At 73.0% G+C, this 12,003-nt stretch carries 11 protein-coding genes; 5 read left to right on the top strand and 6 right to left on the bottom strand.

Annotation, left to right across the window (positions count from 1 at the left end):
- Positions 1 to 160: 160 nt before the first annotated feature.
- A complete protein-coding gene (locus ACRRSS_RS22105) occupies positions 161 to 1,348 on the top strand; it encodes a thiolase family protein (protein WP_435972858.1) in 1,188 nt (395 codons plus the stop codon).
- A gap of 235 nt (positions 1,349 to 1,583) precedes the next feature.
- Here ACRRSS_RS22105 and trxA read toward each other — a convergent pair whose 3' ends face one another.
- Positions 1,584 to 1,958: a thioredoxin gene (gene trxA / locus ACRRSS_RS22100; protein WP_435972857.1), complete on the bottom strand. Its 375-nt coding sequence runs from the start codon at positions 1,956 to 1,958 to the stop codon at positions 1,584 to 1,586.
- A gap of 115 nt (positions 1,959 to 2,073) precedes the next feature.
- Between trxA and ACRRSS_RS22095 the strand changes: the two genes are divergently transcribed.
- Positions 2,074 to 3,522 carry a dihydrolipoyl dehydrogenase family protein gene (locus tag ACRRSS_RS22095; protein WP_435972856.1) on the top strand — a complete coding sequence of 483 codons (1,449 nt, stop codon included), beginning with the start codon at positions 2,074 to 2,076 and terminating at the stop codon, positions 3,520 to 3,522.
- 191 nt (positions 3,523 to 3,713) lie between these two features.
- Here the strand turns inward: ACRRSS_RS22095 and ACRRSS_RS22090 are convergent, their stop codons facing one another.
- On the bottom strand, positions 3,714 to 4,310 hold the full coding sequence (locus ACRRSS_RS22090; RefSeq protein WP_435975394.1) for a TetR/AcrR family transcriptional regulator: 597 nt from the start codon (positions 4,308 to 4,310) through the stop codon (positions 3,714 to 3,716).
- A gap of 209 nt (positions 4,311 to 4,519) precedes the next feature.
- Here ACRRSS_RS22090 and ACRRSS_RS22085 point away from each other — a divergent pair, with 209 nt between their 5' ends.
- Entirely contained in the window at positions 4,520 to 5,935 is a 1,416-nt protein-coding gene (locus tag ACRRSS_RS22085; RefSeq protein WP_435972855.1) for a purine-cytosine permease family protein, read from the top strand.
- A gap of 60 nt (positions 5,936 to 5,995) precedes the next feature.
- Positions 5,996 to 7,657 carry an amidohydrolase gene (locus ACRRSS_RS22080; protein WP_435972854.1) on the top strand — a complete coding sequence of 554 codons (1,662 nt, stop codon included), beginning with the start codon at positions 5,996 to 5,998 and terminating at the stop codon, positions 7,655 to 7,657.
- Positions 7,658 to 7,788: 131 nt separating this feature from the next.
- Here ACRRSS_RS22080 and ACRRSS_RS22075 read toward each other — a convergent pair whose 3' ends face one another.
- From ACRRSS_RS22075 to ACRRSS_RS22065, 3 genes are all read right to left on the bottom strand, one after another.
- Positions 7,789 to 8,484: a DUF305 domain-containing protein gene (locus tag ACRRSS_RS22075; protein ID WP_435972853.1), complete on the bottom strand. Its 696-nt coding sequence runs from the start codon at positions 8,482 to 8,484 to the stop codon at positions 7,789 to 7,791.
- A gap of 88 nt (positions 8,485 to 8,572) precedes the next feature.
- On the bottom strand, positions 8,573 to 8,977 hold the full coding sequence (locus ACRRSS_RS22070; RefSeq protein ID WP_435972852.1) for a DUF6153 family protein: 405 nt from the start codon (positions 8,975 to 8,977) through the stop codon (positions 8,573 to 8,575).
- Positions 8,978 to 9,110: 133 nt separating this feature from the next.
- Positions 9,111 to 9,458, bottom strand: a complete 348-nt coding sequence (locus tag ACRRSS_RS22065; protein WP_435972851.1) for a tetratricopeptide repeat protein — start codon at positions 9,456 to 9,458, stop codon at positions 9,111 to 9,113.
- 103 nt (positions 9,459 to 9,561) lie between these two features.
- Between ACRRSS_RS22065 and ACRRSS_RS22060 the strand changes: the two genes are divergently transcribed.
- Positions 9,562 to 10,527, top strand: a complete 966-nt coding sequence (locus tag ACRRSS_RS22060; RefSeq protein WP_435972850.1) for a pirin family protein — start codon at positions 9,562 to 9,564, stop codon at positions 10,525 to 10,527.
- A gap of 495 nt (positions 10,528 to 11,022) precedes the next feature.
- Here ACRRSS_RS22060 and ACRRSS_RS22055 read toward each other — a convergent pair whose 3' ends face one another.
- The gene (locus ACRRSS_RS22055; protein ID WP_435972849.1) at positions 11,023 to 11,865 is read right to left on the bottom strand and encodes a DUF6585 family protein; all 843 of its coding nucleotides are present in this window, start codon (positions 11,863 to 11,865) and stop codon (positions 11,023 to 11,025) included.
- Positions 11,866 to 12,003 lie beyond the last annotated feature (138 nt).

Genomic DNA, 12,003 nt, shown 5'->3' with positions numbered 1-12,003 from the left:
CTTCCCCGTCCCGTGTCCCGAGACGGCCCGTTGACACGGCGGACCCCGGGACGGAGACTCTGCGCGCGCACCCGAGCCGGGCTCCCGGGCCGCGCGCTCGGGCGAAAGCCTTTTCACCGGGCGGACAGAGTCGTTCCGAAGGTCACGTGGGAGAGAACCGATGAGCATCCGCGACGTCTACATCGTCGACGCCGTCCGCACCCCGATCGGGAAGTTCGGGGGCGCCCTCGCCCCGGTCCGCCCCGACGACCTCGCGGCGCACGTCGTCCGGGCCCTCGTGGACCGTTCGCCCGCGCTCGACCCGGCCCGCGTCGACGACGTGTACTTCGGCGACGCCAACGGCGCGGGCGAGGACAACCGCGACGTGGCGCGGATGGCCGTGCTGCTCGCCGGGCTGCCCGTCTCCGTCCCCGGCGTCACCGTCAACCGCCTCTGCGGCTCCGGCCTCGAAGCCGTCATCCAGGCGGCCCGCGCGGTCGCCCTCGGCGACGCCTCCGTGGCGATCGCCGGCGGCGTCGAGTCGATGTCCCGCGCCCCCTGGGTCCTGCAGAAGCCCGAGCGGGCCTTCCCGGCCGGCCACCAGCAGCTCCACTCGACGACCCTCGGCTGGCGCATGACCAACCCGCGCATGCCCGCCGAGTGGACGGTCGCGCTCGGCGAGGGCGCGGAGCTGATCGCGGACAAGCACGCCCTCACCCGGGAGCAGCAGGACGCCTTCGCCCTCGCCAGTCACCGCAAGGCCGCCGAGGCCTGGGCGAAGGGGCTGTACGACGACGAGGTCGTGCCCTACCCGGGGGTCGAGCTCGGCCGGGACGAGTGCATCCGCGACTCCACCTCCATCGAGGCCCTCGCCAAGCTGAAGCCCTCCTTCCGCGCCGAGGGCGGCACCGTCACGGCGGGCAACTCCTCGCCGCTCAACGACGGGGCCGCGGCCCTGCTCCTCGTCGACGAGGATGGGCTGCGCGAGACCGGCCGGGAGCCGCTCGCACGGATCCGCGCCTCCGCCGTGACCGGCATCGAGCCCCAGCTCTTCGGCCTCGGCCCGGTCGAGGCGGTCCGGCGCGCGCTGGAGAAGGCGGGACGCTCCTTCGCCGACCTGCGGACCTTCGAGCTCAACGAGGCCTTCGCGGCACAGTCGCTCGGCTGCCTCGCGGAATGGCCGGAACTCGACCCCGAGATCGTGAACCCGCGCGGCGGAGCGGTCGCCATCGGTCACCCGCTCGGGGCCTCGGGCGCCCGGCTCGCCGGATCGGTGGCGCACCAGCTGGCGGCCGCGGGCTCGGGCACGGGCCTCGCCGCCCTCTGCATCGGTGTCGGCCAGGGCATCGCGCTGGTCCTGGAACGCTGAGCCCGAGCGGGCCCGCCGAACCCGACCCGGGTCCGCCCGGGCCGATGAGGTCCGCCGAACCCGAGCGGGTCCGCCCAGGCCGAAGAGGTCCGCTGAACCTCGGCGGGCCCGCCGACCCGCCCCGGCGCCGCTCGGCCGGCCGTCCGCCGCCGACTCGCCACGCCGCTGCCGAGTCCGTCCCGGACATGACGCGAGGGGGGTACGGGAGAGACTCCCGTACCCCCCTCGCGGTGGGTCACTGCCGCGGGGACTCCTTGGCGTCCTCGACGGACTTGCGGACCTCGTCCATGTCCAGCTTGCGCGCCTGGCCGATGACGTCCTCCAGGGCGTTCTCCGGCAGCGCGCCGGGCTGCGCGAACACGGCCACGTTGTCGCGGACGATCATCAGCGTCGGGATCGAGCGGATCTCGAACGCCGCCGCCAGCTCCTGCTGCGCCTCGGTGTCCACCTTGGCGAAGACCAGGTCCTGGTGGCGCTCCGAGGCGGCCTCGTAGACCGGGCCGAACTGACGGCAGGGACCGCACCAGGAAGCCCAGAAGTCGATCAGGACGAACTCGTTGCCGCTGACGACCTCGTCGAAGTTGTCCTTGGTGAGCTCTACGGTGCTCATGCTTCCTACCTTTCGGGGTCTCCTGGCGGTGTCCTCACGGTCCCCTGGGGACTCGCCCGGCACAACGGCGTATCGAGCCGCGCTATTCCGCACCGCTGCCGCCAGACTGGGACCCATGACACGAACGGTGGAAGACGGGCGCGAGCACGAGTACGACGTTGTGGTCCTGGGCGCCGGCCCGGTGGGCGAGAACGTCGTCGACCGGGTGCGGGCCGCCGGCCTCAGCGCCGCGATCGTCGAGAGCGAGCTGATCGGCGGCGAGTGCTCGTACTGGGCCTGCATGCCCAGCAAGGCGCTCCTGCGCCCCGTGCTCGCCCGCTCCGACGCCCGGAAGGTCGCGGGCCTGCGAGAGTCGGTCTACGGACCGCTCGACGCCCTGGAGGTCTTCGCCCACCGGGACGAGGTCGTCGGCGACTGGACGGACGACGGCCAGGTGGACTGGCTGGACTCGATCGGCGTACGGGTCTTCCGGGGCCACGGCCGCCTCCTCGGGGAGCGCCGGGTCGAGGTCACGGCCCCCGAGGGCGAGCGCCATGTCCTCACCGCCCGGCACGCGGTGGCCGTCTGCACCGGCAGCCGTGCCGTCCTCCCCGACCTGCCCGGCCTGGCCGGGGCGCGGCCCTGGACCAGCCGTGAGGCGACCAGCTCCGACCGGGTGCCCGGGCGCCTGATCGTGGTCGGCGGGGGAGTGGTGGGCGTGGAGATGGCCACCGCCTGGCACGCCCTCGGCTCGAAGGTCACGATGCTCGTTCGGGGCGGGGGCCTGCTGCCCCGGATGGAACCCTTCGTCGGTGAGCACCTGGCCGAGGCCCTCACCGCGCGCGGCGCGGAGATCCGTACCGGCGTCTCCGTCACCGCGGTGGTGCGCGACGGGGGTACGGGGCCGGTCACCGTGGTCCTGGAGGGCGGCGACCACGTCGAGGGCGACCAGGTGCTCTTCGCGACCGGCCGGGCCCCGCGCACCGAGGACATCGGCCTGGAGAAGGCCGGTCTGAAGCCGGGCTCGTGGCTCGACGTCGACGACAGCCTGCGGGTGACCGGAAGCGACTGGCTCTACGCCGTCGGGGACGTCAACCACCGCGCGCTCCTGACCCACCAGGGCAAGTACCAGGCCCGGATCGCCGGCGCCGCGATCGCCGCCCGGGCCCGGGCCGCCGAGCCGCTGGACGAGGGGAGCTGGGGCGCGCACGCGGCCACCGCCGACCACGCCGCCGTGCCGCAGGTGGTGTTCAGCGACCCCGAGGCGGCCGCCGTCGGTCTGTCGCTCGCCGAGGCCGAGCGGGCCGGGTACCGGGCCCGGGCCGTGGACCTCGACATGGGCCAGGTCGCCGGGGCCGGACTCTACGCCCAGGGCTACCGCGGACACGCCCGGATGGTCGTCGACCTCGACCGCGAGGTCGTCCTCGGCGCCACCTTCGTCGGCCCGGGCATCGGAGAGCTGGTCCACTCGGCGACGGTCGCCGTCGTCGGCGAGGTCCCGATCGCCCGCCTGTGGCACGCCGTCCCGTCGTACCCGACGCTGAGCGAGGCGTGGCTGCGCCTTCTTGAGGCGTACCGGGGCTGAGTCGCCCCCGGCGGGCCGGGGCCGGTGGGGAGACGGGCGCCCGCCGGGCCGGGCCACCGGACGCCCGTCGGACGAGGGACGTCCGGTAAGCCCGGCCTCCCGGCCCCCGTCAGCCGCCAGCGGTCAGCCGTCAGCCGTCAGCCGTCAGCCGTCAGCCGTCAGCCGTCGGGGGTCCGGCAGGCCCGCCCCCGTCAGCCGACGCTCCCGGCCGGTGTGTCGCCCGTCCCGGAGCCGTACGGCGTGATCAGTGCCCGTGTCGCCGAGCGGGCCACCTCCAGGGCCGGCCGGGTGTCACGGCCGGACTGCTGGCCCAGGACGACCCGGGTGCTCAACCCGTCGAGCAGGGCGAGGAGTTCGGAGGCGCGGGCGGCGATGTCGAGGGGGGCGAAGCGGCGTCGCGCGACCCCCGCCGCGAGCAGCGTCTCCAGGTCGTCCTGCCAGCCCCGGTCCAGCTCCTCCTGCGCCTCGCCGAGCGCGCTGTTGCCGGGGGTACGGGCCCACAGCTCGATCCACAGGGTCCAGCGCGGATCCCGCGGGCCGCGCGGCAGATAGAGCCGGAGGAACCCGTCGAGCTTGCGCTCGGCCGTGACCCGCCGTGACAGCAGCGCCCGGCGCTCCTCGGTGAGCCCGGCCTCGCTCCAGCGGAGGGCGGCGAGCAGCAGCAGGTCCTTGCTGCCGAAGTAGTACAGGATGTGGCCGCCGCTCGTGCCGAGCCGCTCCGCGAGCGCCGACATGGTGAGGGAGGCGAGGCCGTCCTCGGCGATCGCCGCCATGGCCTCTTCGAGCATCCGCTCCTGGGTGACGTGCCCGTCCCGTCGTCGTGCCGCCCCCGCCGTCGCCCCTGCCACCGTCACACTCCCCGTCCTGCCGTTTCCGCGAACCGATCGCCAGGTCGACCTTAATCGCAACCTCCGAAGGTCTTGACGTGGCCTGAACCCATCGCACATCTTGAATGGCATTCAAAGAGTTAGAACGGCGTTCAAGACAGGAGTGCGGTGTGCTCGGACACGAGACGGCGCCCGTGACCACGGGGCCCACAAGGACCACGGGTCGGGACGAGGTGTTCCAGGTCGAGGAGCACGGGATCGACCCCATACCCGACGCCGAACGGCACGGCGGCGCCAAGGACGTCTTCTGGCTCTGGTTCGGGTCGAACCTCACCTTCACCTACGTCATCAACGGCTCCCTCGCCGTCGCCTTCGGGCTCTCCTTCTGGCAGGCCACCGCCGTCGTCGTGATCGGCGGGCTCTCCTTCCTCGCCATCGGCGCGGCCGGACTCAGCGGTGTGCGCACCGGCACCGCCACCCTCGTCATCTCCCGCGCAGCCTTCGGGCCGCGCGGCAACTGGCCCGCCGGCCTGCTGAACTGGATCGTCAGCATCGGCTACACCATCGTGAACACCGTCGTGGGCACCCTCGCCCTCGAAACCTTCTTCGCCGACCTCGGCTGGAGCGGCGGATCGGCCGCCCGGGCCCTGGCCCTCGGCGTCACCCTCGCGCTGACCTTCGCCGTCGCCCTCTGGGGCCACGCCACCGTCCAGTTCGCCGAACGCTGGATGGCGTACGTCCTCGCCGCCGGCTTCGCCGTCCTGCTCGTCCTCGTCCTGCCCGGCGCCGACACCTCCGCCCCCTCGGCCGCACCCGGCGCCTCGGGGTGGAGCCTCGCCTTCGTCGTCATGCTCGCGGGCCCCTTCTCGTACCTCCCGATGCCCGCCGACTACACCCGCTACCTGCCCCGCACGACCTCCCTCAAGGCCGTGACCTGGAGCGGAGCCCTCGGTGGTTTCGTCTCCTCCGTCGCCCTGGGCGTCGCGGGAGTGGCCGCCGCGACCCAGGTCGACATGACCGACGCCGTCGCCGGCACCGAGAGCCTGCTCCCCGGCTGGTTCCAGCCCCTCTTCCTCGCCCTGGTCCTCGGCGGGTCCGTCACCAACTCGATCATCACGCTCTACTCGTCGAGCCTGAACCTCCAGGTCCTCGGCATCCCCTGGAGCCGGGCCCGCGCCATCGTCATCAGCGCCGCCGTCACCGCCCTCGGCTCCCTCGGCGCCCTCTTCCTCACCGACTTCACCACCTCGCTCCTCTCCTTCCTCTCCCTCCTGATCATCGTCTTCGCCCCCTGGGGCGGGGTCTTCCTCGCCGACATGGTGCTCCGACGCTGCACGTACGACGCCGCCGGACTGCACACGCCCGCCGGCGGCGCCTACTGGTACCGCTCCGGCTGGCACCCGGCCGGTGTCACCGCGCTCCTCGCGGGCCTCCTCTTCTCCGCGCTCACCTGCGACTCGGAGCTGTGGACCGGCCCGCTCGTCGCCCCCCTCGGCGGCGCGGACCTCACCCTGCTCGGCGCGGCGGTCTCGGCCCTGGTGTACGTGCTCCTCGCACGCCGCACCGTGGCGCCGGTGCCCGCCTGAGACCCGCCCGAACCCCCTCGCACACCCCTCGCCGGTACGTACGCCATGGAGTCACCCCGCATGAACAGCGCCACCCCTTCCCCCGCCCCCGCCGACCTCCTCCTCACCGGCGCCCGGATCCACACCGTCGACCCCGCGCTGCCCGAGGCCCAGGCCCTTGCCGTCCGCGCGGGCCGGATCGTCTGGCTCGGCTCCGACGCCGACGCGGCGGCCTGGACCGGGCCCGGCACCCGGGTGCTCGACGCCGCCGGCCGGCTGGTCCTCCCCGGCTTCGTCGACGCCCACAACCACGTCCGCCTCGGCTCCGACGACGCCTGCGTCCAACTCGCCGGCGCCCGCACCCTCGACGAGATCCACGACCGCGTCCGCGCCTGGCACACCGCCCACCCGGACGCCGAGTGGATCGAGGCCGAGGCCTTCGACTACTCCGCCGTCCCCGGCGGACGGATGCCCACCGCCGCCGACCTCGACCCGGCCACCGGCGACACCCCCGCCCTCGTCCTCAGCTACGACGTCCACACCGCCTGGCTCAACACCGCCGCCCTCCGCCGGCTCGGCGTCGACCGCGACCACACCGACCTGCCCTTCGGACGGGCCGTCACCGACCCCACGACCGGTGAGCCCACCGGGTTCGTGAAGGACTTCGCCATCAAGGGGCTCTCCCGCGAGGGCCACCGCGCCCTGCGCGAACTCGGCCTCCCCTGGGCCTCGCCCGACCGGCAGTACGGCAGGCTCGCCAAGAGCCTCGACGACGCCATCGGCTTCGGCATCACGACCGTCGTCGAACCCCAGAACTCCCTCGACGACCTCGCCCTCTTCCAGCGCGCCCGGGGCGAGGGCCGGCTCCGCTCCCGGATCGTGGCCGCGCTCTTCCACCCGCGCGGCACCACCGACGCCGACCTGGACGAGTTCCGGGCCGCCGCGAGGGAGTTCTCCGACGACCGGCTGCGGGTCGGCCCGCTCAAGCTGTACATCGACGACGTCGTGGAACCCCGTACCGCCGCCCTCCTGGAACCGTACGCGGGCTGCTCCCACCACCGCGGCGACACCTTCTACCCGCCCGAGGAGTTCGCCGACCTGCTCACCCGTCTCGACGCGCGCGGCTTCCAGTGCTTCGTCCACGCCACCGGCGACCGGGGCATCCGGACCGTCCTCGACGCCGTCGAGCGGGCCCGCGCCGTCAACGGACCGCGCGACGCCCGCCACCAGGTCGTCCACGTCGAGTGCCTCGACCCGGCCGACACCCCGCGCTTCGCCGCCCTCGGCGTCGTCGCCTGCATGCAGCCCCGGCACGCCGCCCCGGACATCGCGGGACCCGGCCAGGACTGGGCCGAGAACGTCGGCCCCGACCGCTGGCACAAGGCCTGGCCGCTGCGCAGCCTGCACGCCGCCGGGGCGGTCCTCGCCCTGTCCAGCGACTGGAACGTCGCCGAGATGGACCCCATGGTCGGCATCCACGCCGCCGTCACCCGCCGCCCGCCCGGCGGCGGCGAGGCGTGGACGGCGGGGGAGACGATCGACGTCGCCACCGCCGTCGAGGGCTACACGATGGGCTCGGCGTACGCCAACTTCCTGGAACACGAGCGGGGCTCGCTGACGGTGGGCAAGCTGGCCGACTTCGTCGTCCTCTCCCGCGACATCCTGCGCGTCGCCCCCGAGGAGATCCCGGGCACGGTGGCCGAGACGGTCGTGGTGGGCGGCGAGGTGGTGGTCGAGCGCTGAACCCGGGCGAAGTCCCCGGCGGGCTCTGGCCCTGGCAGGCTCCGGCCCGGGCGGGCTCCGGCCCGGGTGGGCGGCCCGGGTGGGCGGCCAGGCCCCTCCCGGGTGGGAGGGGCCTGGCCGCCGGGGGCGGGTCAGAGCCGGTCGAGGACCTCGCGCAGGGCGGTCACCTCGGCGGACTGGGTCCGCACGACGTCGTCGGCGAGCGCCTTGGCCGTCGCGTTGCGGCCGTTCCTCTGCTCGTCCTTCGCCATCTCGACGGCGCCGTCGTGGTGGGCGATCATCAGCTCGGCGAACCTGCGGTCGAAGGCCCTGCCCTTGACGGCGGCCAGGTCCTTCATGTCCCGGTCGGACATCATCCCGGCCATGCCGTGGGAGCCCTCGGCGCCGGAACCGTGACCGGCGGACTCGGGCCTGCCCCAGCCCTTGAGCCAGGCCTTCATCTTCTGGATCTCCGGGTCCTGGGCCCGCTCGATCGCGGCGACCAGCTTCTTGACCTCGGGGTCCTCGGCCCGGCCCTCGGCGAGCTGCGCCATCTCCAGGGCCTGCTCGTGGTGGGGGATCATCATCTGCGCGAACATGACGTCCGCGTCGTTGAACGCGCCGGGGGCCGAGGCCCCGCCGGCGGAACCGTCGGCGGTGGCGGACGGAGAGGTGGGCGCGGAGGCCGAGGCCGAGGCGGAGGCGGACGCGCCGCCGTGGCTCGTACCGCCGTGGCCCGTTCCGCTCGTCGTGTCGTCGGTGCCACAGGCGGCGAGCAGGAGCCCGGTCGCGGTGACGGCGCCGAGGAGGGCGAACTTCCTGGTGGTGCGGTGGGTGAAGGCACGCATGTGGGTGATACCTCGTGTGCTGGTCGTACGGAAAAGGGCAGGCCGAAGCGTTCACGGGCAGCGCGAGGCGCCCGCGGGGCGGTACGGCCTAGATCCGCAGGACGGACAGCTGGGCGAGGTCGGGAGGACGGGGCGGCGGCGCGTGCGGCCCCGGCGCGGGCGCGAGCCGCGCGAGGAGGAGGGCGAGCCAGTCGGGGCGCCGTCCGAGTGCGGCCCGGACGAGACCCGCGAGCAGCCAGCCGGCGAGGACGGCCACGCACAGGGTGGTCATGTCCATCGCCGTGCCCGGCTCGTGCCCGGCGGAGGAGCCCTCGTCACCGTGGGCGCCGTGGGAGGCGGCGCTGACGGAGATGGCCCCCGTGTCGCCGCCGGAGCCCTCGGGATGGCCGACGGTGTGCATGAGGAACACCCCGAGCGCGAGCACGACGACGAGCAGAAGGTGCGCCAGGGCACCTTCCGCTCGTCGACGGCGTTCCGCCCGGTGTGTACGCACGGCCAGGACCTCCCGGCCGGTGAATATACCGTGCGGGGGTATCAGGACCGTGTGAAGGGCCGCGCCTCGGCCGCGTCACGGCGGCCCGGCGGGGCCGTGCCTCGGCCGTGTCACGGTGGCCCGGCGGGCTGCGTCAGGGCGCGGGTGTCTCGCCCGCCATGGCGGCGGCCATCCGCAGGTGCGGCGCGGCCTCGTCCGCCCGCCCGAGCCGCTCCAGGGTGCGTCCGAGCATCAGCCGGGCGTAGTGCTCGACCGGGTCGCGCTCCAGGATCGTCCGCAGCTCGGTCTCGGCCCGGGAGAGCTGGGCGGAGTGGTAGTAGGCCCGCGCGAGCAGGAGCCGCTGGGCCGTCTGGTCCGGGTGCTCGGCGACCAGACCGCTCAGGATGCGGACGGCGGTCCCGTACTCCTTCGCGTCGAAGAAGAACCGCGCGCGGTCCCAGCGTTCTCCGGCTGTTCCGAACTCGTAGTACGTGTCGCTCACTTGCTCTCCCTCTCCGGAGTGCCGGATCTGCCACCCTGTGGGGTGGTCGACCAGGACAACACGCCTGGATGGTTGAACATTCCACAAGGATGGGTCGAGCGTCATGAGCAACCTTGATCGTCACGCCACGCTTTCCGTGTGCGGCGGCCGCGGATTCGTCGTCGCCGAGCCGGTACGGGAACTCCTCAGCCCCCGTCACGTCCGGCTCGGCGAGTCGACCGAGGTCCGCCGGCTGCTCCCCAACCTGGGCCGGCGGATGGTCGGAGCCTGGGCCTTCGTCGACCACTACGGCCCCGACGACATCGCCGACGAACCCGGCATGCAGGTCCCGCCGCACCCGCACATGGGTCTGCAGACCGTCAGCTGGCTCCACGAGGGCGAGGTCCTGCACCGAGACTCCACCGGCAGCCTCCAGACCGTCCGGCCGCGCGAACTGGGCCTGATGACCTCGGGGCGGGCCATCTCCCACTCGGAGGAGAGCCCCGCCCCGCACGCCCGCTTCCTGCACGGCGCCCAGCTCTGGGTCGCCCTGCCCGACGCCCACCGCCAGGTGGAGCCGCACTTCGAGCACCACGCCGACCTGCCCCGGGTCACCGGCCAGGGCCTCACGGCCACGGTGATCCTGGGCGAGCTGGACGGCGCCGCCTCGCCGGGGACCACGTACACCCCGCTCGTCGGCGCTGACCTCGCCCTGACGGCCGGCACCGAGACGGACCTTCCCCTCGACCCCGACTTCGAGTACGCGGTCCTGGCGATGTCCGGCGAGGCCCACGTCGAAGGCGTCCCGGTCCTCCCCGGCTCCATGCTCTACCTCGGCTGCGGCCGCACCGAACTCCCCCTCCGCGCGGTCTCCGACGCCGGCCTGATGCTCCTCGGCGGCGAACCCTTCGAGGAGGAGATCGTCATGTGGTGGAACTTCGTGGGCCGCACGGACGAGGAGATCCGCGAGGCGCGGGAGGCCTGGATGCGGGGCGACCGTTTCGGCGAGGTGAAGGGGTACGACGGCGGTCGGCTGGACGCCCCGGAGCTTCCGGCGACCCGGCTGAAAGCCCGAGGGCGGGCGCGCTGAACTGGGCTTTCCCTCCTCGGGGCCAGGGCCTGAATGGCGTTCGCTCGGTCACATCCCCGACTTTCCGCCCGGCGCTGGGAGGGATGGCGAAGTCCTCCCTCCCAGCGCCGCAGCCGGTGCGGTGTGCTTCTGCGGTGTGCCCGGTACTGCCGGCTCGACCACCGCTACCGAACGCCACCCCCGCAACCGGTGGGACGCCGCCCGATTCCCGAGACTCTGATCACGATCGGACCGGGCCCTGAGGGCAGCGGCCCGGCGGACCGCGAGAGTGGCATGGCCACCTCCGCAGCTGAGCCGTCTACCAGCTCCCCACCGCCTCAACTGACCCGCATCGACGCACAATCAACGGACATTGCCAGGGCCCTGAGCTGACGCGTGCCACCGCACACTCTCTTTCCAGCATTCCTCGCTCGCCCATTGACATTGCTGAGGGCCTGTTCGGCGAAACCATCCGCCCGCCGTCAGTGATGGCCGCGATGTTCCTGCCTGCGGGCCTCAGGACTGACGTGTGGCTTCGTGCAGTCTCGTGGCCACGGTGTAGAAGACCGGGAAGTTCGGTATCGACGAGACCGGGACGTCCATCGCGAGGAGCCGCCGGCCATCCTCCTTGACGTGAAGGCGGCCGTTGACAGGCCGCATTTCGCGTATGCGGGTCCACGGGAGGGTCTGCCCTTTGAATTCCATCCCGTTCAGGCTCAGCCTGATCGTGTTGAAGATGAGTTCCTGCCCGTGCGCCACGTCTTCCAGGGCGCGGCGCAGTTGGGCTTCGCTGACCGCCTGCACGATGGCCGGGCCCCATTGCCTGGGGTCGGTGAACTCCGCTCCCTGTACATGGGTGACGATGCCCGCGTAGCGGGAGGTGGACGTCCTGCGGGTATCGCCGATGGTGAGGGCCACTCCGTCCTCACCGATCAGCGTGTACACGTAGCTCGATTCGGTGATGCCGTTCTTCCGAGAGTGGAGCACGTCCTGGTGGACCTGGACGGAGTCCCAGCCGAAGGTGTGGGCCTTTCCGTCGTGGGTGGTCACTACCGCGCCGTGCTGGAAGAGGTCGAGCCGCGCGTTCCTGCCGCGCCGGGCCAGCTTGATCTTTTCGATCAGCATCCATCCGAACACCACGTACATGAGTGAGAAGGCCAGTAGCGGTATCGAAGCACCGAACGCGACGGTCATCGCGATCAGCAGCGGTGTGCCCCCGCCGACGAGGATGATGCCGCCCAGCACGTACCCGGCCCACGGCGGGCGCCTGGCCACATGGGTGGCCCGCTTCGCGCCGAGCCACGCGGCCGTGCCTGATCCGGTCATGCCGTCCCTACCCTCGGGTATCCCGTCGTCCACGGCGATGTGGTGGGACCACAACTCCGCACTCGAAGTCACTCTGGGGCACTCCCATGTTCCTGCACTGAAATCCCGCTGCAGGGAGCATGAAACCCGCAGCCAGACCTCCGCCGCGCCTGCAGGACACCCGAGGCTGAC

The organism is Streptomyces sp. Qhu_M48 (assembly GCF_051305195.1).
In the GTDB taxonomy this organism is placed as follows: domain Bacteria; phylum Actinomycetota; class Actinomycetes; order Streptomycetales; family Streptomycetaceae; genus Streptomyces.
The sequence above is the reverse complement of the archived record's forward strand: the minus strand, read 5'-3'. Positions and strand labels throughout refer to the sequence as shown.